This window comes from Planococcus sp. TJ-307, from assembly GCF_058268435.1.
In genome coordinates this window covers 59,071-84,849 of sequence record NZ_JBZDOJ010000004.1, presented here as the reverse complement: position 1 = coordinate 84,849, position 25,779 = coordinate 59,071, and the positions used below count along the sequence as shown (strand labels likewise).

At 44.9% G+C, this 25,779-nt stretch carries 29 protein-coding genes and 1 riboswitch; of the genes, 11 read left to right on the top strand and 18 right to left on the bottom strand.

The genetic code is table 11. The features are described 5' to 3' along the window. Nucleotides 1-102: 102 nt before the first annotated feature. Nucleotides 103-1,296, top strand: a complete 1,194-nt coding sequence (locus AC4EHK_RS14275; protein ID WP_490979459.1) for a DUF3238 domain-containing protein — start codon at nt 103-105, stop codon at nt 1,294-1,296. Nucleotides 1,297-1,431: 135 nt separating this feature from the next. On the opposite strand, the gene AC4EHK_RS14270 is transcribed toward AC4EHK_RS14275, so the two are convergent. The 4 genes from AC4EHK_RS14270 to AC4EHK_RS14255 all read right to left on the bottom strand — a co-directional run bounded on the left by AC4EHK_RS14270 (nt 1,432) and on the right by AC4EHK_RS14255 (nt 3,892). Then, nucleotides 1,432-1,830: a thiol-disulfide oxidoreductase DCC family protein gene (locus AC4EHK_RS14270; RefSeq protein ID WP_490979458.1), complete on the bottom strand. Its 399-nt coding sequence runs from the start codon at nt 1,828-1,830 to the stop codon at nt 1,432-1,434. Between the two features lie 56 nt (nt 1,831-1,886). Then, a complete protein-coding gene (locus tag AC4EHK_RS14265; protein ID WP_490979457.1) occupies nt 1,887-2,249 on the bottom strand; it encodes a nuclear transport factor 2 family protein in 363 nt (120 codons plus the stop codon). An 85-nt stretch (nt 2,250-2,334) separates the two neighbouring features. Then, nucleotides 2,335-2,862, bottom strand: coding sequence for a TraR/DksA C4-type zinc finger protein (locus tag AC4EHK_RS14260; protein WP_490979456.1), 528 nt, complete (start codon nt 2,860-2,862; stop codon nt 2,335-2,337). A gap of 94 nt (nt 2,863-2,956) precedes the next feature. Continuing rightward, a complete protein-coding gene (locus AC4EHK_RS14255; RefSeq protein ID WP_490979455.1) occupies nt 2,957-3,892 on the bottom strand; it encodes a phosphotransferase family protein in 936 nt (311 codons plus the stop codon). A 343-nt stretch (nt 3,893-4,235) separates the two neighbouring features. Then, a riboswitch (PreQ1 riboswitch) is annotated at nt 4,236-4,283 on the top strand. Between the two features lie 96 nt (nt 4,284-4,379). Between AC4EHK_RS14255 and queF the strand changes: the two genes are divergently transcribed. Together queF and AC4EHK_RS14245 are read left to right on the top strand one after the other, a co-directional pair. Next, a complete protein-coding gene (gene queF, locus AC4EHK_RS14250; RefSeq protein WP_490979454.1) occupies nt 4,380-4,874 on the top strand; it encodes a preQ(1) synthase in 495 nt (164 codons plus the stop codon). Nucleotides 4,875-4,886: 12 nt separating this feature from the next. Beyond that, a complete protein-coding gene (locus tag AC4EHK_RS14245; RefSeq protein ID WP_490979453.1) occupies nt 4,887-5,540 on the top strand; it encodes a queuosine precursor transporter in 654 nt (217 codons plus the stop codon). A gap of 41 nt (nt 5,541-5,581) precedes the next feature. On the opposite strand, the gene AC4EHK_RS14240 is transcribed toward AC4EHK_RS14245, so the two are convergent. The 7 genes from AC4EHK_RS14240 to AC4EHK_RS14210 form a co-directional block, all read right to left on the bottom strand. Continuing rightward, nucleotides 5,582-6,421, bottom strand: coding sequence for an endonuclease/exonuclease/phosphatase family protein (locus tag AC4EHK_RS14240; protein ID WP_490979452.1), 840 nt, complete (start codon nt 6,419-6,421; stop codon nt 5,582-5,584). A gap of 454 nt (nt 6,422-6,875) precedes the next feature. Then, nucleotides 6,876-7,637, bottom strand: coding sequence for a MerR family transcriptional regulator (locus tag AC4EHK_RS14235; RefSeq protein ID WP_490979451.1), 762 nt, complete (start codon nt 7,635-7,637; stop codon nt 6,876-6,878). Nucleotides 7,638-7,699: 62 nt separating this feature from the next. Beyond that, nucleotides 7,700-9,439 carry an ABC transporter ATP-binding protein gene (locus AC4EHK_RS14230; protein WP_490979450.1) on the bottom strand — a complete coding sequence of 580 codons (1,740 nt, stop codon included), beginning with the start codon at nt 9,437-9,439 and terminating at the stop codon, nt 7,700-7,702. A gap of 27 nt (nt 9,440-9,466) precedes the next feature. Beyond that, on the bottom strand, nt 9,467-10,027 hold the full coding sequence (locus AC4EHK_RS14225) for a GNAT family N-acetyltransferase (RefSeq protein ID WP_490979449.1): 561 nt from the start codon (nt 10,025-10,027) through the stop codon (nt 9,467-9,469). A 63-nt stretch (nt 10,028-10,090) separates the two neighbouring features. Further along, nucleotides 10,091-11,308, bottom strand: a complete 1,218-nt coding sequence (locus AC4EHK_RS14220; RefSeq protein ID WP_490979448.1) for an MFS transporter — start codon at nt 11,306-11,308, stop codon at nt 10,091-10,093. A gap of 121 nt (nt 11,309-11,429) precedes the next feature. Next, nucleotides 11,430-11,741 carry a DUF3817 domain-containing protein gene (locus AC4EHK_RS14215; RefSeq protein ID WP_490979447.1) on the bottom strand — a complete coding sequence of 104 codons (312 nt, stop codon included), beginning with the start codon at nt 11,739-11,741 and terminating at the stop codon, nt 11,430-11,432. Nucleotides 11,742-11,874: 133 nt separating this feature from the next. Next, complete coding sequence (locus AC4EHK_RS14210) at nt 11,875-13,068, bottom strand: class I SAM-dependent rRNA methyltransferase (RefSeq protein WP_490979446.1); 1,194 nt, start codon at nt 13,066-13,068, stop codon at nt 11,875-11,877. A gap of 118 nt (nt 13,069-13,186) precedes the next feature. Between AC4EHK_RS14210 and AC4EHK_RS14205 the strand changes: the two genes are divergently transcribed. After that, nucleotides 13,187-13,390: a hypothetical protein gene (locus AC4EHK_RS14205; RefSeq protein ID WP_490979445.1), complete on the top strand. Its 204-nt coding sequence runs from the start codon at nt 13,187-13,189 to the stop codon at nt 13,388-13,390. Between the two features lie 76 nt (nt 13,391-13,466). Here AC4EHK_RS14205 and AC4EHK_RS14200 read toward each other — a convergent pair whose 3' ends face one another. Then, nucleotides 13,467-13,823 (bottom strand): SpoIIAA family protein, encoded by a 357-nt coding sequence (locus AC4EHK_RS14200; RefSeq protein WP_490979444.1) that lies wholly within the window; start codon nt 13,821-13,823, stop codon nt 13,467-13,469. Nucleotides 13,824-13,857: 34 nt separating this feature from the next. Continuing rightward, a complete protein-coding gene (locus AC4EHK_RS14195) occupies nt 13,858-14,214 on the bottom strand; it encodes a SpoIIAA family protein (protein WP_490979443.1) in 357 nt (118 codons plus the stop codon). A 180-nt stretch (nt 14,215-14,394) separates the two neighbouring features. Between AC4EHK_RS14195 and AC4EHK_RS14190 the strand changes: the two genes are divergently transcribed. Then, nucleotides 14,395-15,057 (top strand): GntR family transcriptional regulator, encoded by a 663-nt coding sequence (locus AC4EHK_RS14190; protein ID WP_490979442.1) that lies wholly within the window; start codon nt 14,395-14,397, stop codon nt 15,055-15,057. Nucleotides 15,058-15,146: 89 nt separating this feature from the next. On the opposite strand, the gene brnQ is transcribed toward AC4EHK_RS14190, so the two are convergent. Further along, complete coding sequence (gene brnQ / locus AC4EHK_RS14185) at nt 15,147-16,517, bottom strand: branched-chain amino acid transport system II carrier protein (RefSeq protein WP_490979441.1); 1,371 nt, start codon at nt 16,515-16,517, stop codon at nt 15,147-15,149. 471 nt (nt 16,518-16,988) lie between these two features. Here brnQ and AC4EHK_RS14180 point away from each other — a divergent pair, with 471 nt between their 5' ends. Together AC4EHK_RS14180 and AC4EHK_RS14175 are read left to right on the top strand one after the other, a co-directional pair. Then, complete coding sequence (locus tag AC4EHK_RS14180) at nt 16,989-17,351, top strand: CidA/LrgA family protein (protein ID WP_490979440.1); 363 nt, start codon at nt 16,989-16,991, stop codon at nt 17,349-17,351. Nucleotides 17,352-17,353: 2 nt separating this feature from the next. Beyond that, nucleotides 17,354-18,046 (top strand): LrgB family protein, encoded by a 693-nt coding sequence (locus AC4EHK_RS14175; RefSeq protein ID WP_490979439.1) that lies wholly within the window; start codon nt 17,354-17,356, stop codon nt 18,044-18,046. A gap of 54 nt (nt 18,047-18,100) precedes the next feature. On the opposite strand, the gene AC4EHK_RS14170 is transcribed toward AC4EHK_RS14175, so the two are convergent. From AC4EHK_RS14170 to AC4EHK_RS14160, 3 genes are read right to left on the bottom strand one after another with little or no spacing between them, the layout of a single operon-like run. Then, nucleotides 18,101-19,705: an ABC transporter permease gene (locus tag AC4EHK_RS14170; protein ID WP_490979438.1), complete on the bottom strand. Its 1,605-nt coding sequence runs from the start codon at nt 19,703-19,705 to the stop codon at nt 18,101-18,103. Then, on the bottom strand, nt 19,705-20,622 hold the full coding sequence (locus tag AC4EHK_RS14165) for an ABC transporter ATP-binding protein (RefSeq protein ID WP_490979437.1): 918 nt from the start codon (nt 20,620-20,622) through the stop codon (nt 19,705-19,707). Before AC4EHK_RS14165 ends, AC4EHK_RS14170 begins: the two co-directional genes overlap by 1 nt. An 11-nt stretch (nt 20,623-20,633) precedes the next feature. Further along, nucleotides 20,634-21,257: a TetR/AcrR family transcriptional regulator gene (locus AC4EHK_RS14160; RefSeq protein WP_490979436.1), complete on the bottom strand. Its 624-nt coding sequence runs from the start codon at nt 21,255-21,257 to the stop codon at nt 20,634-20,636. A gap of 182 nt (nt 21,258-21,439) precedes the next feature. On the opposite strand from AC4EHK_RS14160, the gene AC4EHK_RS14155 reads away from it, so the two are divergent. From AC4EHK_RS14155 to AC4EHK_RS14140, 4 genes are all read left to right on the top strand, one after another. After that, nucleotides 21,440-22,288 carry a transporter substrate-binding domain-containing protein gene (locus AC4EHK_RS14155; protein ID WP_490979435.1) on the top strand — a complete coding sequence of 283 codons (849 nt, stop codon included), beginning with the start codon at nt 21,440-21,442 and terminating at the stop codon, nt 22,286-22,288. A gap of 284 nt (nt 22,289-22,572) precedes the next feature. Beyond that, complete coding sequence (gene pxpB / locus AC4EHK_RS14150) at nt 22,573-23,271, top strand: 5-oxoprolinase subunit PxpB (protein WP_490979434.1); 699 nt, start codon at nt 22,573-22,575, stop codon at nt 23,269-23,271. Continuing rightward, complete coding sequence (locus AC4EHK_RS14145) at nt 23,255-24,232, top strand: 5-oxoprolinase subunit C family protein (RefSeq protein WP_490979433.1); 978 nt, start codon at nt 23,255-23,257, stop codon at nt 24,230-24,232. Before pxpB ends, AC4EHK_RS14145 begins: the two co-directional genes overlap by 17 nt. After that, nucleotides 24,229-24,999 carry a LamB/YcsF family protein gene (locus AC4EHK_RS14140; RefSeq protein WP_490979432.1) on the top strand — a complete coding sequence of 257 codons (771 nt, stop codon included), beginning with the start codon at nt 24,229-24,231 and terminating at the stop codon, nt 24,997-24,999. Before AC4EHK_RS14145 ends, AC4EHK_RS14140 begins: the two co-directional genes overlap by 4 nt. A gap of 99 nt (nt 25,000-25,098) precedes the next feature. Here AC4EHK_RS14140 and AC4EHK_RS14135 read toward each other — a convergent pair whose 3' ends face one another. Beyond that, a complete protein-coding gene (locus AC4EHK_RS14135; protein WP_490979431.1) occupies nt 25,099-25,728 on the bottom strand; it encodes an NUDIX hydrolase in 630 nt (209 codons plus the stop codon). Nucleotides 25,729-25,779 lie beyond the last annotated feature (51 nt).

The following is a 25,779-nucleotide window of genomic DNA, read 5'->3' as shown; positions in this document are numbered from 1 at the left end:
ATTATCACATTTAATTTGTGTAACAAATATTGTACGAAGCAAAGGGTTCGTCATTGTTTAGAATAGGGTATATGAAGAGTAACAGTATTTGGAGGTGGCAAAATGACAAACGAACTGGATATTCTTGTATTGGAACAATCTGATACAATGATTTACTTTAGATGGACAGACTCAGAAGATGTTTGCCGAGTAAAACGCGATGAACAGGTCATTTATACCGGCACTCAGAATTTGCTTAAGGACACAGGTTTAAAAAAAGGTGAGCTGTATACCTACACAATCGAACGGCTGGATGCTTCTGGCAAATGGACAGATAAAATCAAGCTTCATACCGGTACGGAAAATCCGAAAACGGACAGTATCAATCGCTTGGAAGAAATCGTACTGACCGCCATTGTTTCCAAGGGAAGAATTTCTTTGGCTTGGGGAGAGATCGACGGCATTTCAGAATTCGATATTTATCGAAATGGCCAACTGATTGATACAGTTAAAGGCAATCAATATACGGACCGCCAAGTTCCCATGAATCAAGAGTTTACCTTCTGGATTCGCGGTAAACGACCTGTGGCGCGTTCTGAAGAAGATTTTAGTGTAGAAAAATTCAAAATGGCCAAGATATTTGGTGCTTTAAATTGGAATTCTTCGCAGGAAAAAGCCGCAATGGAAAAGTTTTGGATGACCAAAAAAATTGCTTCGTTAGACTCTCTCTTATCTGATGAGGAAAAACCCAAAATATATCCACTCTGGCATTTCCGCTATCAAACTTTCTTGCCCGATTTGGTGCTGAAAAACCCGAATCTCTTATCGCCCTTTCCTTATTTCCAAGGCGATGGCAGAAAGTTTGATCCCGAATCGTTGCATTACCGGACACAAGTTAATTTCACTGTGGACTTGAAAGATGAAGAATCCTCTTTCGTTTATGATAAAGATGTGGGTCCCACAATCGGCTATAATTGGCGAAAGAAATTCAGCAAAGCAGATGTGGCTTCTGCTGAAGGAATCGAGCTCGAGAAACTTGAAGAAACCGGCCACAAAGTTTCCATTACGCTAAAACATGCCGTTGGAAATCCAATTATTACTTCACCTGATATTGATTATAATGTATCAGCTGCCTTTTACCGCGACGGCACTTATGACATTATAGGAATTCATGACCAATCGCCGAACCATGAAGTGTACTTAAAATTTGGCGATGACGGCGAATGGATGGATCTTCATCAGACTGAAAGCGAAGGACTGGCTTTTATGGCAGACCCTATTGCCAGCCATTATTGGCGAATCTCCAACTTTTACTGATTCAACTTGATTTTTCTCTATCTATAAATAAAGCCCGAACCGGAGATCCGGATTCGGGCTTTATTTAATGGAAAGCGGGATAATCTTCCGCTCCTCAGTCTATTAACATTGCAACGAGACTGCCGCTTTTCTTATTTACTTGTCTAAAAATCGTTTGCGAATGTGAGGCGGCGGCAGCATGCAGCTGTCCAGCTTGCCAAACACTTTGTAGCGATTTTTGGCTACAACATCATACGCTCCATCACGGAGTGCACGCGGGAATGGTTTCAGGTAATACGCCAATTTCCACAGACCAGTCAAATGATTCGAAATCATTAAAGCACCTTCGGATTTCACATATGCCTGCCCATCCTTTATCAATACAAGGCTATCGACATCATCCGGTACCTTATGTTTTTCAGAAAGTTCCTGACCAATATCACTTTGCAACGAAGCAAATTGATAATAGCCGGCCGGATCATGGTTTATGATAAACTGAACGCTCGAGTCGCAAAAATTACAATCTCCATCAAATAAAACGATCGCATGTTCCATATCGGTTTCCTCCTTTGAAAAAAATGGTTCTCTCATCTTAATAGCCTCTTTTGCCTTTATTGAAACACCTCTTCAGTTGAAAGTGTTCCTTGATGGAAAAACAGTTTCCATCCGTTCGGTCTTTTTTTCCAAATAGAACTGCGGTTTGTCAGCTTTTCGGTCTTATGGTTATAAAGCTGATAGGTAGTCAGGACAGCCGCCGGGCCCAATTCATGCAAAGCAAAATGCGTTATTTCCATTGGATCTAGAGTTAGTGGATGATTTTCATCATAATCAGAGCGTTTAATGATCCCACCAGAGCTGCCAAACTCAAAAAACTCATTGTCCAGTACTTCCGACAACTTGTCCATCGAAGTTCGGACTTCTGGCTTTAAATGACTGCACTCGAGTGCGTAGATTGCTTTGGTTAGTTCTTCCATCTTTATTCTCCTCCCCTGTATTTCCCGGGAAATAGATTTTTCAAAAATAGCCCTCCCTGCCAGAAGGCAGGAAGGGCATTCCGGTTTATTTGTCGTCTTTAAAGAACTTTTGTGGGTCTTCTCCTGGCTGGTCTTGCGGAGTATCTGATGATCCAAAATCCTCAACGTCCTCAAAGCTGTCTTGGTCATCACGGAGCGCACCATCTTCTTTTTCAACCGGCTGGGATGTAGAGGCACGCAGCACATCTTCTTCCGGTGGGCGGCTTTCCAGATCCAGCTGTTGATCTGCATGGTCAATGCAAGTTAACGCAGTCGGCAGAGCTTCCAATCGTTCAAACGGAATTTCTTTGCCGCATACAGCACATGTTCCGTATGTCCCATCTTCAATTGCTGCTAGAGCAATTTTGGTATCTTCTAGTTCTTCTTGTTTAAACTGAGTCAGCGCCATGCCGCGTTCCTGATCGTAAAGATCGGTGGCGTTGTCTGCAGGATGATTATCGTAATTTGAAAGCTCAGTCGACTCGAGCTCTTCTGTATGTTCAACACGTACTTCAAGTGATTCCACCTGATCCTCTAATTGTTTTTTCAATTGCTTTAGTTGTTCGTTCTTCATCCAATTTCCTCCTCAAAAAACTCACTTACCTTCTATATTGCCTTTATTAAGGAAATCAAACCTGGAAATCTGTCAGGCGTTGCTGTCCTGCCGCTTAAAAGTCGTCAAATCGATCCAATAAGCTTAATAGATAATCATCCAGCCGATGACGCATCAACTCGTTGGACAGTCCTGTCATTCCGAAGACTTTCCAGCCTGGGTAAACAACAGGTGAACCATCAAGAATATCCGTCAATGATACCAAATCCCAATACGGATCATACGTAAATGAGCTGCCGGCATGGCGTTCATACGCAGCCAGAAAATCATTGGCGACTGAAATTCCGTACATTTGGGCCAGGTTGACACGGCAATGCCCTACATCAATTCCTGCGGGACCGCGGCAAGCATTCACCCAGTCCACAATGGCACTGATCTTTCCATCTTCCCATAACACATTCGCCGGATGGAAATCGCGGTGAATAAAGCATTCAGGAGCTTCGGGACGGCTGCCGGCTACAATATAAAACGCACGCATCCAATCATTTTGCACTTTGGACCATGTCGGCTTTTCCAATAAAAACGCATTGTTATACGAAAAATAGTTGTATGGGAAATCTGCAGGCTCAGTTTGGTGAAGACGGGCTAACGATGCAGCCAAGCCTTCCAGCCAAGTTCCATCGTTAGAAGGTTGCAGTACGACAGTTCCGGACATTTTGGTCATCAACACTGCGGGCATGCCGCTCTTTTCACCGGTTTCGTCATATGATAGTAAATGAGGGACAAGAAGGCCAGCCTGCTCTGCAAACTGAAGGCTATCCGCTTCATGCTTGGCTAAATCCGGTTCTTTCTCTAACCAATCTGCTTTATGAAAAAGCCGCAGTACATATGAGAGGGACTTGCCACTCTCCTTTACATACAACTCAAATAAAGTAGAGGAAGTCCCTCCTTTCAGCGGCTTAACATTCGTTAATTCTGCTGTATTTCCAAACTGCGCTTTTACCCATTCCAGTGATTGCGCGGGCAATCCATTCCATTCGTGTACAGCCATCCTTGCCGCTCCTTTCTGCCTATCTTTTAGTTTTAGTGTACCATGAAAAAATAAGGATTCCATAATATAGAAATGAAGCAAATGAACCGCAAAACAACCGTTTTCCTTTCGCGAAAAAGCACAGTTACCTAAAAGCCGGCATTGCTCGACAACTGCCACCACAGGATTCACCTTCCCATATAGCGGCAGAGCAAGGATTTGACCGGGTATAATTCGGCCACGTTACAATTAGATTCAGTCTCTCACTTTCTCATATTCCTTGTGCTCTTGTTACTGAAATTCACGGATTGACAACCAATAGCAAGTCTTATACGATAGTTAAGGAAAATCAAATAACCCGGCAACGGGAGAGGTTCATAGCATTTCACCCTCTATAAAAAACTATGGATTGTCGAAACTCAGCCAAATCCACATGCGATTTGGCTTTTTCTTTTGTCCGTTTTTTATAGCCCTCTTCCAAGCCGGCCATTTAAAGGAGGCCGTTTTTATGGCAGGAAGAAACGAAGATACACTCGATCATTTATCATTGCTCGGCAATCAGAACACCAAGTATAAATTTGAATACGATCCGGAGATTTTGGAGCCAATCGACAATTTGCACAGCCGCGACTATTTCGTGAAATTTAATTGTCCTGAATTCACATCACTTTGCCCGCAAACAGGTCAGCCTGATTTTGCGACCATTTACCTGAGCTTTATTCCCGACAAAAAGCTCGTCGAAAGCAAATCACTTAAGCTTTATTTGTTCAGCTTCCGTAATCACGGAGATTTTCATGAAGACGTCGTCAACATCATTATGAATGATTTGATCAAATTGATGGATCCCCGCTATATCGAAGTATGGGGGAAATTCACGCCGCGTGGCGGTTTGTCGATTGACCCTTACACCAACTACGGCAAACCAGGAACCAAATACGAAGAAATGGCATCGTACCGGATGATGAATCACGACTTGAATCCGGAAACGATTACCAACCGATAAGGGGCAGAGCGGATGTTACTTTATCTAAATGGCGCATTTGTCGGCTTGTTGATCTTATCAAATATTTTAGCCGTTAAATTGTTCAGCATCAGTGAATGGGCCGTTTTGCCAGCTGCTGTCATTGTGTACGTTTTTACATTCCCGATTACCGATACGATTGCGGAAGTATACGGCAAAGAAGCCGCACGGCAAACCGTTACGGCAGGGTTTGTCACACAACTTTGTGCATTGGCATTTATTTTTTTCGCCATCCACTTGCCAGCCGCCCCCTTTTTCGCAGACCAAGAATCTTTTGAAACCATTTTTTCTGCAGGTTTCCGGGTAACCTTAGCCAGCCTTGTCTCTTATTTCATCAGCCAGAACTTGGATGTCACCATTTTTCATAGACTCAAACAACGGCACGGTGAATCGCGTTTATGGCTGCGCAATAACGCTTCAACGATGACAAGCCAATTCGTCGATACGAGCATTTTTATTACCATCGCTTTTTACGGCACGATGCCAACCGGTGCATTGCTTGGCATGATTGCAACCCAGTATGTCTTTAAACTGCTGGTAGCCGCAGCAGATACACCATTTGTATATTTGTTGGTCAGGCTATGCAGACGCGAGCAATTATCTGACAAGCAGACTTATGGACACAAAAAAACGGAAGCTCTCGAGTAGAGCCTCCGTTTTTCTGTTATTGGAAAGATGAGTGCAATCATTCAGACCTTTTCGCGCGGTTGTTGGACGCGGTCTTTTACGCTTACTTTCGCATCAGCCAAGACCATATCTGCTACAATCGGCAAATGATCAGAAACCGATGTTTCAATAACTTCTACTTGAACAACTTCTACTTCGGTGTCAGATAAAATATAGTCGATTCGCGTCGCCGGCCAAAAAACTTCGGCCGTCTCATTGTTTACGTAAGGAGATGGATATGTGTATGCATCGCCTCTTTTCATTTTCAGGAATGCGTCCTGGAAATGCTTGTTCAGCTTTTGCATATGGACATTGGAAGAAGAGGCATTAAAATCGCCAGCAATGATTCGCGGAAAATGGCTTTTCCCTGTAATGTCCAGAATTTCATCTACACTGACAACCAATTCTTCATCTTTCAATGCTAAGTGGGTATTGAAGACACTCAAGTAAATGCCATCGACTTCAATAACAGTTTCCAAAATTCCACGCTGTTCATTGTTGCCAAACGGACAATGCACCTGCGTCAACAAATGATTCTCTACATACTTGATCGGATACTTGCTTAAAATCATATTGCCGTATTGGCGATTCGGCCGTTCCGAATCTTCAGGCGCAAAATTCATATTGGCTCCGTAAGCAGCATACATGCCAAGTCTTTCGCTCAGCCATTCTACTTGGTCGACAAACGAACTACGGTCAGAAAAATAACGGTCAACCTCCTGCAAGGCGATGATGGTAGCACAGGAATCCTCAATAACTACAGCGGTCTTTTCCAAATCAACTATTCCATCCATCCCTAAACCATGAGCAATATTAAACGACATGACTTTTACAATCGGTGCCTTCTTGTTCTTCCCGTGCATGCAAACCTCTCCTTTTCGATTAAAACGAATCGTTGGCAGCTGCTTTAATTGCTTTCAGTATATACCAAGCTCGCAGAAACATACCATAACAAGGGCGTAAACAATTGTTAACAATTTGTAAACATGGCAAAGTTGAGACGGCCGCACAACTGGAGTGGCTTATGACCCTGAGAATCTGGCTGCTGGAGGCTGGACACTAGGAAAAACAGAGGCAGACACGTAGATTCGACGGGCATAAGACGGGTCGTGTAATACGGTTTTTTGCACGTTCCGGAAATTTTATGCACGCTCAATTGAATTTATGCACGCTCAGCAAAATTTATGCACGCTTGCGAAAATTTGTGAACGTTCACAAGATTTTATGCACGTTCGGCCCCTTTTGCACTGCTTCTTTTAAAATCGATCAAAAAAATGCAGACCTCCCATTTCGGGTGTGTCTGCATTTTCTGTATCGTTACTCCTGCTGCGTATAAATGACAATTGCGTCCCGCAGAAATTGTGCTGCTCCTGGATATGCTTTGTCGTAATACGCAGCAAACCGCTCGTCAGCTACATACATCTCGGCAAGTCCACGATGTGCTTCCTTGCTGTAGGATGGCCACGTAAAGCTCAGCCACTGGCGATGCAACTCAGCCGTCCGCATTGCTTCTCTGCTTGATGGATCGCCTGATTTCATAGCATTTGCCAAACTATCCAATACCTGTTGTTCAAGGCGTGTGAATTCTAAATATTGCTCTTCACTCATCTTCAACATCTTGGCGTTGGACTGGTCAACCAATTCGTCCCCATATTGGCTGCGTACTTCACTGCCATACTGCCCTTCGTTGTCATCCACCAGTTTTTGTTTAAAGCCCTCGAACTTTTCTTTATCAGCCATGGTGCTCTCTCCTTTTTTTGTGGAAATGGTTTTTTCCACATTGGTAATCAGGAGGTCCAATTGCATCCGTTTGGCGAGAAGTCTTTCCCGGTGTGCTTCTAAAGCCTGGGTATAATCAAAATTAGGGTCGTTGACGATCACTTTAATTTGTTCCAGCTCCAGCCCAAGTTCGCGGTAAAACAGGATTTGCTGCAGCTTGTCCACTTCCGGCTGGCCATAAATCCGGTAGCCTGATGAACCTTTCCGCGCCGGTTTCAATAAACCAATTTCATCGTAGTAACGTAAGGTTCTTGTGCTGACGCCAGCCAAGTTCCCCATTTTTTGAACAGTGTATTCCACATCTCCACCTCCTGATAAACCCACTTTACACCTTGACGTTGCGTCAAGGTCAAGCGGTTTTATCAAGTTAATTGCTGTTCTGCAAACTCTCTGTAAAGCGAATGCGAAGATATCAATTCCCGGTGCGTTCCAATTCCGGTCACATGCCCTTTTTCAATAAAGACAATTTTGTCCGCATCGACGATTGTCGATAGCCTATGAGCGATCACCAACGTCGTGCGCCCTTCCATCAACCGGCTTAATGCCTGCTGAACAATGCCTTCTGACTGGCTGTCGAGGCTTGCGGTCGCTTCATCCATCATTAAAATTTTGGGATCGCGCAAAAAGGCGCGGGCAATGGCGATGCGCTGACGCTGTCCGCCTGATAGTTTTACGCCGCGCTCTCCAACTTCTGTGTCTAGCCCGTCAGCAAATCCACGAATAAAATCTTCCGCATAAGCCATACGTGCCACCCGCCAAAGCTCTTCAGCAGAAATCGTTTCAGCATCCGGCAAGCCATAGGTTAAGTTTTCTCGGATGGTGCCGCCCATCATGGCACTCTCCTGTGAGACATAGCCGATTTGATCGCGCCAGGACGCAATTGAAATTTCAGCAATTGGAATGTTGCCAATTGTTATTTGACCTGACAGCGGCTCATAAAATCGTTCGACCAAGCCAAAGACAGTGGTTTTTCCACCGCCGCTTGGTCCAGCGAACGCAATCATTTCTCCCGGCTGCGCTTCGAATGATACATCCACTAATACGGGTTCCCCTTGATCGTAGGCAAAACTCACCCCATCCAGCCGCAATGCGTTTCCGGCAATATCCATATCTGGCTTTTGCTGCTGTTCTTCCAATGGCAATTCGAGTATGCCAATGATCCGTTCTGTAGCACCTTTGGCTTTTTGAAGTTCTGTAAAAAAGCGGGCAAAGGTCACCATCGGAACAATAATCTGAAATAAGTAAAGGAGAAAGGCAACGAGTGAACCTGTCGACATCTCACCATTTGCCACACGAATTCCGCCATAGCCAATAATCGACACAATCACCACCATGACTACCAAGTACATCAAGGGGGCAATCAACGCATAAATCTTCGCTTCTTTCATGCCAAGCGTGAATAATTTGTGGATTCCTTGTGTCCCTCTAGCTTCTTCTGTTGTTTCTGCTGTCGATGATTTCATTAAACGGATCTCACCCAGCGTCTGCTGGACATGGCCCGTAAAATGGGCAGTCTCATCCTGCAAGTTCCGTGAAATCTTGGCCATCTGGCGTCCGAGTGGAATCATTACCGCAATCGTCAGCGGCACCGCCAACATCATCACCAGGGTCATTTTCCAATCCAAAATGACCAAAATGATGACAGCACCAACAATCGAAATGATGCCTGTGACGAACGATGGAAAGTGATCCGTGATTAAATTACGGACAATTCCGGTATCGTTAACGACCCGGCTTACCGTTTCCCCGCTTGAATGCTGGTCGAAATAACTGACACGCAGGCGAATCAACTTCGCCCACATCCGTTCTCTCAAGCCTGCGACTACCCGCTGCCCCACCATGCTCAGCAAATAAATCGAAATGCCGTTGATAATGGCTTGGACAATAAAAGCGGCGACGATTCCCACAATTAATGGTGCACTTAAAGCATCGAGAGAAAATCCATCAACGAGATTTTTCGTCAATAGTGGGACTACCAGCCCAACCAAAGTCGTTACTAGACTGGCAAGCAGGCCAATCGCCAGCGCCAACTTCGGGATCTTCAGTGATAATAGCAGTGAAACAAACGGCTTCAAGCCCGTTTCATTGGTTTTCTTTTTCATCTTAAAGCTCCTGTTCTGTGCGTCGCACTAAGCGAATTTGGCATAAATGCACGTATCGGTCAAACGCTTGCCATCCACCGACCGCTCATCATTTTTCAGGATCCCTTCCAAAACAAACCCCAGCTTTTCAGGAATTGCCCGGCTCTTAAGGTTTTCTGCATCGCATTGAATTTCCAGGCGATGGCATTTTAGCGTCGCAAATGCCAAGTCGGTCAACGCCGAAACCGCCTCCACCATGTAGCCTTTTCCGGTCGCTCTGGAATCCAGCCAATAGCCGATTTCCATTTTCGGCACGTCCCATTCAATACTGTGAAATCCCGTAGTTCCGATAAAACGCCCTGTCTCTTTATCAAAAATCAAATAGCGCAAAAATTCCTTTTTCATAAAACTCAAATGCGATTCCAGCTGATTGATTTCTGTTTCTTGTGGCGAAGGTTCTTGCTGAGCAAATCCCAGCCAAGGCTTTAGCTCATCAAGTGAAGCATGGATAGCCTCATTTACAATTTTGCCATCTCCAGGCATTGGCATCCGCAGCAGCAAACGTGCTGTTTTTAGTTCAGTTGGCACTTCCGGCAAGTTGATCGTCATAAACACATTCCCCTTTACTTCTATAATAGGCTTGATATCTGTAATGTGTAATCTCATTGAAAACTATTGAGCTGCCACTATTTTACGGTCGCGCGGCAGCCACAAGCCAACCAAGGCAAGAATCGGCAAGAACGATACGACCACCATCGTCTCGTAGACACCAATGGAATCCATCAAAATCCCAATAACTACAGCTCCAATGGCACCCATGCCAAAAGCCAAACCCACCGTCAATCCGGCCATCGTACCGATTTTGCTCGGTACGAGCTCCTGTGCATAAACAACCGTAACGGAAAAACTGAGCATAATGAAAAATCCAATCAATGCCAGGAAAATCAAAACGGCGTACAGCGGCAAATACGGCAACAAAGCAGCTAGCGGAATCGGCACAATAATCGACAACAGAATGACATTCTTGCGGCCGATCCTGTCCGCCATCGGCCCCCCAAAGAAGGTGCCTGCTGCACCGACACCGAGAAACAAGAATACATACAGCTGCCCCTGCTGAATTGTCAGGCTATAAGATTCAATCAAATGAAAAATGTAAAAGCTAGTCATATTGGTGACATAAAAAGAGCGGGCAAAAATAATAATCATTAAAAGCGCCAAAGCAATGCCCACTTGTTTTTTCGTCATTTCAGGCAATGAAGACAACAAAACCTTCTTCACTTTCTGAAGCTTTTCCTGCTCCAGCTGCTGCTTGTACCAAATAGATATTCTCGACAAAATAAAAATACCGAGAGCGGCGACAAACAAGAACAACGCTGCCCCTATCTGTCCGAGTGGCACTAGAATAAAGGCACTGATTAGCGGCGCAAGCGCCTGTCCGGAATTTCCGCCCACCTGATAAATCGACTGGGACAAGCCACGCTTGGATCCAGCCGCCATATAGGACACACGCGAGCCTTCCGGATGAAATACAGCAGAACCAAGACCGAGAAAAATAACCGAAACGAGAATCATCCAATATTCCGGCGCAAATGCCAATCCGGCAATTCCGATAAATGAACTGGTCATGCCGAGCGGCAACGCAAAAGGCATCGGTTTTTTATCACTGATAAATCCCACAACCGGCTGCAGCACAGACGCTACGATGTTCAACACAAAAGCGATCAAGCCCAATTGTGTAAACGTTAAGCCAAGATCGGCTTCCAGTATCGGGAACATGGCTGGGATGACTGACTGCAAAGAATCATTCAGCAAATGGCAGCCGCCAATCGCGAACATCACCGGATAAACGGGATTTCCGGCCAGTGAAGAAGAATTTATTGCTTTCGCCATGAGGCTACCTCCAATACAGGTCTATAACTGACAATAATTTCATTATAGAGGAATTGGCTGCTTTTCGTTAACAAAAATAAAACACCTGCGGGAACCCCACAGGTGACTGATTATACGGATATTATGCAGCTGAAGGTTTCAACTGCTGCCAATTTTCCAGACGTCTGTCTAAAATAAAATTACCGAACGGCACAAATGCCGAAACAACGGCTCCAACCGAGAAGCGGAAAGGCCATTTGTAAATAAACGTCATATAGATAGTAATTAAAATGTAAATACTGAATAAGGCTCCGTGTATAGGGCCAACAACGCTGACCGCTTCCGGAAATTCAAAGAAATATTTTAACGGCATCGCAATAAAGAGCAGGATCAATAATGAACCGCCTTCAAGCAAGCCCATAAACCGAAATGTTCCCAACGCATTCTTAAACATCGACTATCCCTCACAATCTGCTTTCATTATAAAAGCAGGACGGAACGCTGTACAGTGGGTTGCCAAAGAAATCAGCAAGGGTTTTGCATGGGCGCACAAAATTTCGACACAAACGCCTGTACGTCATGCTTTTTCATCCCAGTTTTACGAAAAGCACTTTTAAGTAATCGCCTTCTTTAAATTCTTTTTGCACGCGGAAGTCACTCGGCAAGGTAAATTCCTCCACAATGCTGTATTTTCCTCCAAGTTCTTTAAAGGCCTTGTCGATAAATCCTTTGAACTTCTTCATTCCAAAAGAAGCACTGTTGGTCGAAGCCACGATCACACCGTTTTTCTCCGTGATGGCGATCGCTTCTTTCATTAAATTTGTGTAATCCTTTGATGTGCTGAACGTATATTTTTTTGAACGCGCAAAACTTGGCGGATCCAAGATGACTACGTCAAACTTCAATTCCTTACGCTTTGCGTACTTGAAGTAATTGAACACATCCATAACCAGGATGTCCTGAGTCTCGAAATCAATGCTGTTGACGCTAAATTGCTCAATCGTCTTGCTCGAGCTTCTTTTCGCCAAATCCACACTCGTCGTTTTAACCGCATCGCCAAGTACTGCAGCTACTGAAAAAGCGCCCGTATAGGAAAAAGTGTTGAGTACCGTTTTGCCTTTGGCGTATTTTTGCTTGATGGCATTTCGCACATCCCGCTGGTCCAGAAAAATTCCCGTCATGGCCCCGTCGTTCAAGTAAATCGCAAAGTTCACGCCATTTTCTTTGACGATCATTGGAAATTCACCGCGCTCGCCGGTCACAAAATCATCTTCTTCGATATACTGCCCCTTCGTGTCAAAACGTTTTTTCTGATAAATCCCTTTGCAGTCGGCCACGTTCTGCAATGCAGCAATTACTTGATCCTTGAATGTGTAAACTCCTTCGCTATACCAGCTAATCAAATAAAATCCATCGTAATAATCAATAATCAAGCCGCCAAAGCCGTCCCCTTCGCCGTTAACAACACGGAAAGCTGTTGTATCCGGATTGCTGAAGAAGGATTGTCTGCGTCCGATCGCTGCCGCCAGTTTGCGTTCAATAAAGGGCTGGTCAATGGCATCCTGTTCATCGCGCGTTAACACCCATCCATATCCCTTGTTTTGCAGTCCGTAGTAGCCTTTCGCCAAAAACTGTCCCTGTTTATCAACCAGTTTCAGTATGCTTCCTTCGCCTTGCAGAAGTTCTGGATTTTCCAAAGCTTCTTTAACAATCAACGGATAGCCTTTGGCATATTCCGCTTTAAATTTATCGTGTATTTTAATTGAAATTTCCGATTTCATCAGTTCTCATCCTATCTGTAAAACGCTGTTTTGCTTTATAATTAGTGTATACGATAGCTGATCTTCTGCCCACCCTCGCCGTGTGAATTTTTCCAAGACTCGCTTAGGAGGAATTGCCATGAAACCGAAGTTTCATATCTACAATATTCTATTGACGACCGGGGAACACTTGGAGAATATACGCATTGAAGGACCACTCGAAGATCATTTTTCCGGAGTGGCAGTCAGCCTTTTTGCTGTGAAGGACGTGACAGGCAAAACCATAGTCTTGAGCATCTTTCATATTGTCAAAGCTGATTTGATTGCAGTGGAAGAGCACTAACGCTCCTCTGCACCGAAAAATATTCATGCAATACAGCAAAAAAGCGCTTTGCAAAATGCTGCAAAGCGCTTCTCTTCTATTCTAAAATCCAGTCCCAGGCTTCATTCATTTCTTCCATATGGAAGTGCTTGATTTCAAGTTTGGGCAGCAGGTTTTCCACTTCTGTCATTTGCCCAGCAAAATGCGTGGAGCTGATTACAGCAAATTTATGAAACTGCTTCCAGGCCGCCATGTCTACTTTCATACTTTCTCCGAGGCCAGTAAAAGCCGAGCCCCCTGTATCATTTATGACTGCATAAATATTGAATTTGCCTTTGTCCGCAAATTTATCCTGGATAATTTTATTAATTTTTTCTGCATCTTCTTTTGTTGCAGTTCCTTCAAATTCCATTGCGATGGTTTCGGTATCTTTACTTGGCACAAATGTTAACATAATTCTCCTCCTCAGGTTTCATTGCTGAAACTGTTTATTCTTTCAGCCAGTCCCAAGCTTGATCAATTTCTTCCATATGAAAATGGCGGGATTTGATGCCTGGCAAAAAGTCACCCAGCTCGGCCACTTTCTCTAAAATGTTTTTTTCACTGATCACCGCTAACTTATTGTACTGGCCCCAATGCTTCAAATCGATTTTAACTTCTTCGACTATTGCAGCAACTGTTGGCAGCTTTGCCTGTTGAAGGATGGCCAAAGCATTAAATGACTGTTCACCAGGGAATTGCTCTTCAATAACGTTTTTTAACTTGAGCAAATCTTCTTTTGTCACCTGACCAATAATTTCAAAAGCAATTGTTTGTGAATCAAGGCTCGGAATAAATGACAGCATGCTATTCCTCCTCATTTTCTAAATTATGGTGGTATCTTTCTTATTCCCTATTCAGCTGTCGACAAACGGCTTAAAGGCAAGTGCACTATGGTGTTTACTGATATATTGCATGAAATATTTTATTGGCTATGTAAGTTGGTGTATAATAACACTACATGCAGTAAAAAAGGAGCGCTTGCAATGCCTATTCCCATAAATCATTCGAAGCCTGTACGTGTCTCAGCCAAAGAAAGTGCGTATCTTCAATTGCAGCAATGGATTATTGACGGCACATTACAGCCCGAAGAAAAACTAGTCGATACGGAACTGGCACAAGCTTTAAGCTTGAGCAGGACCCCCATTCGCGAAGCCCTTCAATTATTGGAAGTGCAAGGATTTGTCGAGATGTTTCCAGGAAAAGCTACGCGTGTCACAACAATCAAAAAAGACGATCTTAAAGACTTGTTGCCGCCTCTTGCTGTTTTACAGGCTCTTGCAGCGGAACTCGCTATCCCCAATCTCAATGACCATGTGTTTGGGTTGCTGGAGGAAACAAACCAGCGATTTATTGGAGCCATCAATAGCCAAGACGGATTTTCAGCTTTGAAAATTGATCAGGAATTTCATCAAATCATTGTCGATGCCGCACATAATCCATATATCCATTCCATACTCAACAGCCTTCAGTCTCATGTGAGAAGACAATTTTTCCATCATTCCCTCATGCTGACGAAAAGTTCTTACGACGAACATGTACAAATTATCCAAACCTTAAAAGAAAAAGATCCAGAAAAAGTAACAGAACTGATGAAATCCAATTGGGTCCGGACGATAGAAGAACTGTCAGCTGAAACCAGTCTGTAAAATCGTAAAAAGCTGCATCAAAAGCAAATTCGCTTTCGATGCAGCTTTTTTCATAATTGGTCAAGCGTTCCCGCAGCTTAGAACTAAACTTAAACGTTGTGCTGTGCTGCCTGAACTTTTACACTCTTTTTGCTGCGCGCAATGATCGTCGTGATGGCAATAACAATCAAAGCAGGCAAGAGCCATCCAAGGCCGTTGCTGTACAATGGCAGCACCGCTTCATAAAAGTCAACGATTGACTGCAGCCATACCGGATTGTCCACACCTAGTGAAGAAGTGAGGGTTTTCAATCCATCTATGATGCTGATAAAGAAAGTAACGATAATTGTCGATACATATACCAGCTGCGCATGTCTGAATAATGGAGACAGAAATGCCAAAATGATTAAAACGATGGACAATGGATAAAGGAACATCAATACAGGAATCGAATACGTAATAATATTTGCAAGACCTGCATTAGTAACCACTAACGAAAAGACCGAGAAAATAACGACATATGTTTTGTAACTGATTTTGGGCGTCAGTTTATGGAAAAATTCAGAGGTGGCAACGGTTAGGCCAATGGCTGTCGTCAAACACGCAAGAATGATGATGACTGCCAACAGCGTCGCGCCAAACGTCCCGAAATAATACTCGGAAGCTCCGCTCAAGACAGGACCGCCTGTGTCCATAAGACCTAAAACACCTGTGCTCGTCGACCCAAGGTAAGCAATTCCTGTATAGACAATAGCCAACAAAGCAGCTGCGACAACACCACTTTTCAAAGTAGCGGTCAAAACCCCTTTAGGCGAATTTACACCCAGTTTGCGGACAGCTGAAATGACAATGATCCCGAACACCAGAGAAGCGAGGGCATCCATCGTGTTATAGCCTTCCGTAAATCCTGTGAAAAACGCGCCGCTAGAATAAACAGGTTGCGGTGCTTCTTGTCCGCTCATTGGCTTGACGAAAGCCGCAATCAATAAAACGCCTAAAGTTACCAAAATGGCCGGTGACAAAATTTTCCCAATGCTGTCGACCAGTTTTGTCGGATTTAATGAAACCAGCAATGAAATCCCAAAAAACACAAGCGAGAAGACAAGCAATCCAATTACTGCATTGCCCTCTCCAATAAACGGAGCGACACCTACTTCATAAGAAACTGCACCTGTTCTTGGCAAAGCAAAAAAGGGCCCGATTGTTAAATACAGCATCGCTGTGAAGACTAGACCATAAACGGGGTGCACGCGGCTCGATAAATCCTGTAAGTCGTTGCTTTTCGAATAGCCAATCGCCAAGATTCCAAGCAAAGGCAACCCCACCCCTGTAATCAGGAAGCCAAATATTGCGATCCATACATTTGTTCCAGCATATTGCCCCAGCTGTGCGGGGAAGATTAAGTTTCCTGCTCCAAAGAACAGCGCAAACAACATCATCCCGACCACTGCATACGACTTGAATGACAACTTACTATCCATTACTATTTCCTCCTATAGAATAAGACTACCGATTTTTCTTTCTAATCTACAATTTTAATATAATACATTTCTTTTTCAGAAAATGTATGCGATATATTGCATAAAGTAATAATACAACATTTAGTCCAAAATGCAAGCTTTCTAAAACAAGATATTTTTAAATTCTGCTAATTTCATTAATTTCCATTTTAAGGTTGTTTTTCTGATATAGTATATATGCCATCAAGTGTATAAATAACCATTACGTGATAATTGCACCACCTCTCCCAGCAAGGATCTCCTGCATGTAAAGCTGTATCAAAAGTTGGTGGCTTATCCAGCGAACATACACTTTACCGTTTTCTATTAATATTCTTTATCCGGCCGGGATTCTAAAATTCTGCTCTCGCTTTTCAAATGGAATGCTGTAAAATAGCTTATTATGGAAAGAACAGGTTCTCATCCTATACCTAACCGGAAGGCGGCGTTTTTTTGAAAGTCATCTATATCCTTCTTCAGCTTCTCGCCATCACCGGGTTTTACTTACTGGGTGAAGCATTGCAAAATTTCTTCAATATTCCATTGCCCGGAAGCATTATTGGCTTTCTGTTGCTGTTTGCTGCACTTATGCTGAAAATTTATCCGCTCGAGTGGATTGATTCGGGGGCTCATTTTTTGTTGGCATTCTTATCTCTTTACTTTATTCCCGCTACGGTTGGTGTTGTTGAATACGGGGAGCTTTTCTCTGGAAAAGGCATTTTGCTGGTCCCAATTGTTATGGTCAGTACGTTCCTTGCCATGGCTTCTTCTGGCTGGGTCAGCCAATACAGTGCTGAACGAAAGGAGCGATCCTGAAGATGGAATTCACTGGACTCGCTATGTTCTTTGCGGCTCTGACGGTTATCGTTTATTTGATCACTAACTACATCTATCTGAGATATCGAAAAACTTTATTGAATCCAGTACTGGCGTCTACAGCCATTCTTGTCCTTGTTTTGGTGCTGGGCAATATCCCGTACGATACGTATATGACGGGCGGCAGCTGGATTGGCACCCTTCTCGGACCCGCAGTTGTTGCACTGGCTGTCCCCTTATACAAACAGAGAAATTTGCTGTTCAGTAACTTGTTGCCCATCGTAACCGGTATCGCGACAGGTGTGGTGGTCGGCATGGCCAGCGGCATTCTGTTTACCCAGCTTTTTCGTTTTTCTGAAGAACTGATCCTGACGGTATTGCCAAAATCATTAACGACTCCTGTAGCGATGCAAATTGCTGGAAACCTTGGCGGCATTCCCTCGCTGGCTGCAGTTTTTGTTATGGTTGCGGGCTTTACCGGTTATATTATTGGTCCTGTTCTGTTGAAATGGCTGCACATTGATTCGGCAATTGGCCGCGGCATTGGCCTTGGCACTTCCGCTCACGGCATGGGAACTGCCAAAGCTTTTGAATACGGCCAGCAGGAAGCTTCAATGAGCTCGGTTGCGATGACTTTAAGTGCCGTACTCGGCGCGTTATTAGGACCGGTAGCTGCTTGGCTGCTGTTGTTGTAAACCACAAAGAACCCGTTTCCATGTTTCGTGGAAACGGGTTCTTTGTATGCGTCGCTAGCTTCCAATGTCCCTGCGGTTAAACCCAATTATCCCAACCACGACCAGGACTGCCGCAACGACAATTAAGATGCCTGCGTTCAGAAAATTCATTTCTTCGATCGGAATTTCAGACACATAGCCATACGGTGTCAGTTTGCTTACCCAGTCTGAAAACTGAAACAAGCCGCCAAGGTAAATGACAAAAAATGAAAAAGCTAAGTACAGCCATATGGCACTGGTTACTTTTGGCACAAAGCCAACCAGCACGGCTGCTAGGCCAATCATAACCATCATCGCCGGCAGGTAAGCCATACCTGCTCCATAAAACATACCGATCGACAGCTGCTCCTCCATCATGGCATTTCCCACTAATCCAAGACCCAACGATGCCAAAGACAACATGGCAAATCCAGTCAACAAAGCTATGGCAAGGTAGCTGCCCATCAACCGGTTTCTGGAAACAGCGCGGCTTAAGATGTGCTCAAGCCGGTCATTTTTCTCCTCTGTTTTAAGCTTGAGAACAGCCAGCAAGACTGGGATGGTTCCCAAAATCGCCATTACTGACATCAGAATTGGAATAAATTGTTCTGTCAACGAAAACCCTTCTGCTTGGACAATCATTTGCTGCATCAGGTCAATGTCTTCAAAGAACAATTCCAGTTCCCCAAGTACGGATCCATAAGAAGCACCAATCAGCAATATTCCGGCTCCCCATGCAATCAATCCTGTTCGCTGAAGTCTCAAAGCAAGCCCAAACGGACTAAGGAGTGATGTTGAAGCCTTGGCTTTTCCGGGACGCGATGGCAAAAAACCAGATCCCAAATCCCGGATCGAGTTCAGGTACAAGGCCAAAGCCATTAGCAGGAACGCTCCTGCAACTGTCATCAAAATCGGCCACCAGTAATTATTAACGTAAGCTTCAGAGCGCAAAATCCAGTTGAGTGGGGAAATCCAGGACAGCGTTTCATTTGTTACATCCCCGATGGCACGAATCATATAGGCAAACAGCAAAACTGCAATGGATAAACCGAGTGTGTTTCTTGAATTTGGTGAAAGTTGCGCACAGATAGCCGCAACACCAGCAAAAATCATGCCCGTCGCACCTAAAGCAGCTCCATAAACCAGTGACCCTTCCAGATCTACGCTTTCGATTCCCAAAGCGGTAAGTGAAAAAGCGACCAGCAGCGCCAAAACGACATTGGCACCGATCAATACCAGTAAAATCGAAGACAGATTCGACAGGCGTCCTACAGGCAAAGAACGGATCATTTCAATTCGCCCTTCTTCTTCATCTGTGCGTGTATGGCGCGTGACCAGCAAAATGCTCATCAACCCAACCACTACCGCCGTCATCAGCAGCATTTCATGGGCGGTCATGGCCCCAACCGTGTAGTTGTCCAAGCCATATCCCGGTCCGACCATCGCTGTCATCGCTGGATTTTGCATCGTTTCAGCCATTGCCTGCCGTTCTGCCTCGTTCTGATACAAGCCGACAAAAGCGAGGGTAATAATAGCAGAAATGGCCGCAAAAGACACCAGCCACAGTGGCAAGCGCAAACGATCCCGACGCAACACAAAACGCATCAATGTTCCTGTACCGTCAAAAAGCTGTCGGGCCATTAGGATTCACCTCCTGCTCCTGTTTCCACTGCTTGACCGGAGCCTTCATAATGGCGCATGAACAACTCTTCCAATGTTGGCGGTGAGCTTTCAAGCCGTGTCACACCGAACTGGCTAATATAGCGGACGACTTGATCCACTTCACCTGCATCTACTTGGAAAGACCATGCCTGCCCTTTCTGCCGGATGCCACTGACTCCTTTCATTCCTTCCAAAGCAGGAATCGGCTCTTTTGTTTCCACCAACAAAATAGTCCCCGTTAAATGGCGCAGCTCTTTCAAAGTTCCAGTTTCAATGATTTTTCCTTCGCGAATAATCGCCACTTTATCACATAGCTTTTCGACCTCAGACAAGATGTGGCTGGAAAGAAGGATGCTTTTGCCCTGTTTTTTTGCTTCGATGACATATTCCTGAAAAACCCGCTCCATCAGAGGATCGAGGCCGGAGGTTGGTTCGTCCAGCACATACAAGTCCACATCTGAACAGAAAGCAGCAATCAAAGCCACTTTCTGCCGGTTCCCTTTGGAATAGGTTCGGCATTTCTTAGTTGGGTCCAGATCGAATTTCCGGATCAATTCCTGACGCCGGTCCAAGTTGTTGCCGCCGCGAAGTTTGACGAACAAATCGATGACTTCCCCGCCTGTCAGGTTTGGCCATAAATTGACGTCTCCCGGAACATAAGCCACACGTTTGTGGATTTCCACTGCATCGTTCCAGGAATCTTTTCCAAAAATTTCAGCACGCCCATCCGTTGCCTTTAAAATGCCGAGAAGCACACGCAGCGTCGTAGACTTCCCTGACCCATTCGGTCCGATAAACCCATAGACTTCTCCTTCCCCCACTTCTATATTCACTCCATCCAATGCCGCAAAATCTCCGAATTTCTTCGTCAGGTTAATCGTTCGCAAAACTGTCATGGGTTTCCCTCCTAATTTGTATAGAAGCTTTTTTTGAGAATATCAAGATATTCGTAAAACTCATTCCAGTAAGGTTCAAAATCCAGTTCTGTCATCTTTTTTCCTTGAAGCCGTTGCAAAAGATCCTGTTGATAGCCATCAACTCCCCAGCGAATTAAATTGAATGCTTTATCGACGTCCACATCTTTTCTGAAAAACGTTTTATCGATGCCTTCGTACAGCAGGGCATACCCCTGCACCTGCAATTCCTCGTAGCGTTTTTGAAGACGCGGAGGCAGATCCAGATCTTTTGTCAGCATAACCGTCCCCATAAAGTTAAAAACGTGCGCATTCTCCAGCTGCGCTTTCATTTTTATTTGGGAGGCTCCTTTGAGCCGCTTGATAAAATCGGTTTCGGTCATGTCAACCAAGCTCAAATAACCATTAATGATAAAATTCAAGCTGTATTCAATCAAATATTCATACAGATCTTTTTTGTTTTTAAAATAATAAAACAGCATGCCTTTTCCAATGCCCGCTTGCTTAACGATGCGATTAGTTGAGGCTTGTTTAAAGCCATTTTCTGCGAACTCCATCAATGCAGAATCAAGGATTTTTTGTTGTTTTTCAGGGTCGAGGTTTTCAAATTTCTCCATGCCTATCCCCTCTTTCTAAACTTTAGACCATACTGGTCGACTTCAGAATACAACTTTCAACCATAGAGGTCAATCGATTTTATTCAATTTTCCGTCATTTCAAATTTCAAGCCAAACCGTTGCCGATAACCCGCGATAATGCTATGTTTTAATTGCCATAATAGTTATAGGAGGAATAGCAATTGAAAACATCATTTTTTGGAAAAAAAGCATCTCTCATTGCCGGCCTTGCCATGTTGTCACTTTTAAGTGCTTGCGGTAACGAAGAAGATGCCGCGCCAGAAGAAACAACAACTGCCTGGGACGAAATCCAGGAAGCTGGCAGCTTGACTGTTGCAACATCAGGAACCTTATTTCCGACATCCTACCGCGAGGAAGGTTCAGACGAGTTGACTGGCTTTGAAGTTGAAGTCGTTCGCGAACTTGGAGAACGCCTTGAGCTGGATATCGAATTCACGGAGCTCGGCTTTGATGAAATGCTGACTTCGGTTCAAACAGGACAGGTCGACCTGGCAGCAAATGACATTGAAATCACAGAAGACCGCGCAGAGAATTTTATCTTCTCAACGCCGTTCAAGTATTCTTACGGAACAGCAATTGTCCGTTCTGACGATTTATCAGGCATTGAGACATTGGAGGACTTGGAAGGCAAAAAAGCAGCAGGCGCTTCCACTTCTGTCTACATGGAAACTGCCCGTGAATATGGCGCAGTAGAAGTCGTATACGACAATGCCACAAACGAAACTTACCTACGCGATGTTGCCATCGGACGGACGGACGTCATTTTAAATGACTACTACCTGCAGACCTTGGCAATTGCGGCATTTCCAGAATTGGACATCACGATTCATCCGAATTTGAAGTACAGCCCATCAGAAGTTGGTGTGGTCATGAATAAAGACAATGAGGAATTAGCTGAGAATGTGAACACAGCCATCGAAGAAATGCTGGAAGACGGCACAATCGCCGAAATCTCAGCTGAATTCTTTAACGGTGCTGACGCTACACAACAAGTTGATATTGAAGAATAAACGGGAAGAAGCCGCTCTTGGTTGAGCGGCTTCTTTTTATTTGGGTTGTTTGAATAAAGATTTCCCAATTAATTGGAGATACTTTCCGTTTCCGTAGAAATACTTTCTATTGCACTCAAAATACTTTCGAAATGAGCGCAAATACTTTCCGATCTGGACTAAATACTTTCCAATGGTGTCAAAACAGCATTTGACAACCTGATACGGCTCTCCTTTCCCTAATTATCCAAAAGCTTTATACTAATTAGAATGTGTACAAATAGTCTGTGTTTGGAGGAATTTGGATGAACATGTCTTTTTCGCCGCTCGGTGACCAAGCAATCATTATCGAGCTTGGCACTGAAATCAATGAACAGACAGAGCAGCAAGTCAGAAAAGTGGCGGCATTGCTGGAAAACAGACAACCTAAATGGATGATTGAATTGATTCCTGCCTTTGTAACGGTAGCGGTTTTTTACGATCCCTGCCTGGCTGCATATGACAAAGTGGAAATGGAGTTGGAGAGCTTAATGGCCCATCTGGGTGAAGACATTCCTGTTGAATCCCGAACAGTGGAAATCCCTGTTTGTTATGGCGGAGAGTTTGGTCCCGATTTGGAATTTGTAGCGCAGCACAACAAGTTGACACCGCGTGAAGTCATTGACATCCATACCGCTGGCACTTACTCGGTGCACATGATTGGCTTTGCTCCAGGCTTCCCCTTTATTGGCGGAATGTCTGAGAAAATTGCAGCGCCGAGGCGTGACTCCCCGCGGATTAGCATTCCGGAACGGACAGTTGGCATTGCGGGGATGCAGACCGGTGTTTATCCGATTGAGACTCCCGGCGGCTGGCAGTTGATCGGCAGAACCCCGCTTCGCTTGTTTCGGCCTGAAAACGACATCCCCAGCCTGCTGCGCGCAGGCGACAAAATAATTTTTACGGAAATTTCAGAGGGCGATTATTACGCATGGGAGGAGGATGCAGATGCTGAACATCCTTAAAGGCGGACTGCAGACCACAGTTCAGGATTTGGGCCGGACTGGCTTCCAAAAATACGGTGTTATTGCCAGCGGTGCTATGGACCCTTTTGCGCACCGCCTAGCCAATTTATTGGTCGGCAATAATGAACACGATGCAACTCTTGAAATCACACTCGTGGGGCCTGTTATTGAATTTACCGAAGATGCGCTCATTGCTTTATGCGGCGGGGACTTGAGCCCCCGGTTAGATGGCCAAGCCCTGCAAACATGGCGAACCCTTGCTGTCTCGAAAGGCAGTACTTTGACGTTTGGTGAGCCTCGCATTGGAGCTCGCTGCTATTTAGCCGTCGCCGGCGGCATCGACGTACCGGTTGTGATGGGCAGCCGCTCCACTTACTTGCGTGCCGGAATCGGAGGATTCCAAGGACGCGCGCTGGAAAAAGGTGACCAGCTTCCTATAGGTAACAGTACACAGCAGCAGAAATCGTTGCAGCAACAGAACGAAAGCGAGTTTGATTGGCTTGTGGCGCCTGCGCGTTACTATGAAGAACCGGTAATCCGAATGATGCCGGGCAGGCAATTCGATTTATTCGACGATGACAGCAAAAAGAAAGTTTTCACTGAACCGTTTGCCGTTTCTTCAAACTCAGACCGCATGGGCTACCGGTTGGAAGGTGCTTCTCTATCCTTGGAAACACCGGCAGAATTGATTTCGGAGGCAGTGGCTTTTGGCTCGGTACAGGTTCCTGCAGATGGCAACCCGATAGTCCTGATGGCAGACCGCCAAACAACCGGCGGCTATCCCAAAATCGGGCAAGCAGCCGCTGTCGACCTGCCGCTCATCGGCCAATTAAAACAAGGACAGCTGCTGCGCTTCAAACCAATTTCTGTGGCAGACGCCCAACAGCGCTGGATTGAGCAGGAACAATCAATTCGTCAAATAAAAGCCGCTATCCAATTAAAATGGGAGGAATGGACATGAAGCATCAAGTGGATTTGAACTGCGATATGGGGGAAAGCTTCGGTGCCTACAAAATGGGCAATGACGAAGAAATACTTGATTACGTAACATCAGCAAATATTGCCTGCGGCTTTCATGCCGGAGATCCCGCGACCATGCGCCGAACCGTCAAATTGGCGCTCGAAAAAAATGTCGGTATCGGGGCTCATCCAGGGTTACAGGATTTGGTCGGATTTGGACGCCGGAATATGGCCTTGTCGCCTCAAGAAGCCTATGATCTCACTATCTATCAAATTGGAGCCCTGGCTGGATTTGTGAAAGCTGAAGGCGGCCGCCTGCAGCATGTCAAAGCACATGGCGCCCTGTACAATATGGCGGTGAAAGATGCAGCCTTGGCCGAAGCCATTGCAGAAGCTGTTTATAAGATCGATCCGGAACTGGTGCTGTTCGGTTTGTCCGGCAGTGAACTGGTTAAAGCCGGCCAGAAAATTGGGCTGCGGACTGCCAATGAAGTGTTTTCAGACCGCAGCTATCAAGCAGACGGCTCCTTAACGCCGCGAACTGAAAGCAACGCATTGATTACAGACTCCCGTATAGCCATTGACCAGGTTATCCGAATGGTCAAAGAAAACAAAGTAGCCACTGTTGAAAACAAAGATGCCGAACTTCTGGCAGAGACCATCTGCATTCACGGGGACGGCGTTCATGCCCTAGATTTTGCTATCCAAATTGCCAAATCATTAAAAGAGGTTGATATCGAGATTCTAAAAGTGAGTGAATTTGTTTGACCCGAATAAACCAACTGCTGATCTGGAACTAAAAGAAATTATCAACCTAAAAAAGGCATTGTCCATCTCGGGACATTGCCTTTTTTATGCAGTAAAGCTTCACTTGTTTAACTCCTGCCCAATCAATTCAACAATCTTATCGAAATAAACGGCACTGTGCGGCACTAAATCTTCTAAGCCAATTGCCTTTTCAAAAAATCTTTTGCTTCCATCCTCTATGACTTCAAAACCCTCAATAACAGCAAGCTCTTTTTTTCCTGACACTAAATCCGCAAATGCCTCAAAATCCAGTTTGCCAATGCCGGCCACTTCCTCCAACTGCAACTCAAACCTTAAGTCCATGTTTTCTAAGTTCGTATATAAAAAGCAATGGCAACGCTCATTATCCAGAAATCCAGGCAAAGCCAGTTGATCTTTAATCATTCCAATTGAAATCAACTCCGCAAAGTCCACCCTAATTCCAAGCTCTTCTCTTACTTCCCGGATCCCCTCTTCAACCGTTTCACCTGCCAATAAATGGCCCGCTGCTGCAATATCGAACAGCCCTGGAAAATCCTTCTTGCAATCACTCCGCAGCTGAAGATAAACAACATCCCTGCCGCCTTGTTGTCCAGCTACCCAGCAGTGGAAAGTTTCATGCCAATAGCCTTTTTCGTGCACAGTCTGCCGGTCTGCAATGCTCTGAGGGGTTCCTTGTTCATCGTAAATCTGCAGTTTTTCTGTTTCCATATTTGCACTCCTTTTTTGAGCACAGCAAACAAGCCAGCTGATTGCTCGGCT

Coding starts and splice junctions, on each gene's coding strand:
- AC4EHK_RS14265 (WP_490979457.1), bottom strand. CDS start 2,249: ATGGAAGAACTAACCAAAGCAATCTACGCACTCGAGTGCAGTCATTTA.
- AC4EHK_RS14170 (WP_490979438.1), bottom strand. CDS start 19,705: ATGGCCCGACAGCTTTTTGACGGTACAGGAACATTGATGCGTTTTGTG.
- brnQ (WP_490979441.1), bottom strand. CDS start 16,517: ATGGATAGTAAGTTGTCATTCAAGTCGTATGCAGTGGTCGGGATGATG.
- AC4EHK_RS14175 (WP_490979439.1), top strand. CDS start 17,354: ATGGAATTCACTGGACTCGCTATGTTCTTTGCGGCTCTGACGGTTATC.
- AC4EHK_RS14135 (WP_490979431.1), bottom strand. CDS start 25,728: ATGGAAACAGAAAAACTGCAGATTTACGATGAACAAGGAACCCCTCAG.
- AC4EHK_RS14260 (WP_490979456.1), bottom strand. CDS start 2,862: ATGAAGAACGAACAACTAAAGCAATTGAAAAAACAATTAGAGGATCAG.
- AC4EHK_RS14195 (WP_490979443.1), bottom strand. CDS start 14,214: ATGCTGTCATTTATTCCGAGCCTTGATTCACAAACAATTGCTTTTGAA.
- AC4EHK_RS14160 (WP_490979436.1), bottom strand. CDS start 21,257: ATGGAGAAATTTGAAAACCTCGACCCTGAAAAACAACAAAAAATCCTT.
- AC4EHK_RS14275 (WP_490979459.1), top strand. CDS start 103: ATGACAAACGAACTGGATATTCTTGTATTGGAACAATCTGATACAATG.
- AC4EHK_RS14165 (WP_490979437.1), bottom strand. CDS start 20,622: ATGACAGTTTTGCGAACGATTAACCTGACGAAGAAATTCGGAGATTTT.
- AC4EHK_RS14245 (WP_490979453.1), top strand. CDS start 4,887: ATGTTACTTTATCTAAATGGCGCATTTGTCGGCTTGTTGATCTTATCA.
- AC4EHK_RS14255 (WP_490979455.1), bottom strand. CDS start 3,892: ATGGCTGTACACGAATGGAATGGATTGCCCGCGCAATCACTGGAATGG.
- AC4EHK_RS14215 (WP_490979447.1), bottom strand. CDS start 11,741: ATGTTTAAGAATGCGTTGGGAACATTTCGGTTTATGGGCTTGCTTGAA.
- AC4EHK_RS14270 (WP_490979458.1), bottom strand. CDS start 1,830: ATGGAACATGCGATCGTTTTATTTGATGGAGATTGTAATTTTTGCGAC.
- AC4EHK_RS14200 (WP_490979444.1), bottom strand. CDS start 13,823: ATGTTAACATTTGTGCCAAGTAAAGATACCGAAACCATCGCAATGGAA.
- AC4EHK_RS14205 (WP_490979445.1), top strand. CDS start 13,187: ATGAAACCGAAGTTTCATATCTACAATATTCTATTGACGACCGGGGAA.
- pxpB (WP_490979434.1), top strand. CDS start 22,573: ATGAACATGTCTTTTTCGCCGCTCGGTGACCAAGCAATCATTATCGAG.
- AC4EHK_RS14225 (WP_490979449.1), bottom strand. CDS start 10,027: ATGACGATCAACTTGCCGGAAGTGCCAACTGAACTAAAAACAGCACGT.
- AC4EHK_RS14220 (WP_490979448.1), bottom strand. CDS start 11,308: ATGGCGAAAGCAATAAATTCTTCTTCACTGGCCGGAAATCCCGTTTAT.
- AC4EHK_RS14140 (WP_490979432.1), top strand. CDS start 24,229: ATGAAGCATCAAGTGGATTTGAACTGCGATATGGGGGAAAGCTTCGGT.
- AC4EHK_RS14210 (WP_490979446.1), bottom strand. CDS start 13,068: ATGAAATCGGAAATTTCAATTAAAATACACGATAAATTTAAAGCGGAA.
- AC4EHK_RS14145 (WP_490979433.1), top strand. CDS start 23,255: ATGCTGAACATCCTTAAAGGCGGACTGCAGACCACAGTTCAGGATTTG.
- AC4EHK_RS14230 (WP_490979450.1), bottom strand. CDS start 9,439: ATGAAAAAGAAAACCAATGAAACGGGCTTGAAGCCGTTTGTTTCACTG.
- queF (WP_490979454.1), top strand. CDS start 4,380: ATGGCAGGAAGAAACGAAGATACACTCGATCATTTATCATTGCTCGGC.
- AC4EHK_RS14240 (WP_490979452.1), bottom strand. CDS start 6,421: ATGCACGGGAAGAACAAGAAGGCACCGATTGTAAAAGTCATGTCGTTT.
- AC4EHK_RS14190 (WP_490979442.1), top strand. CDS start 14,395: ATGCCTATTCCCATAAATCATTCGAAGCCTGTACGTGTCTCAGCCAAA.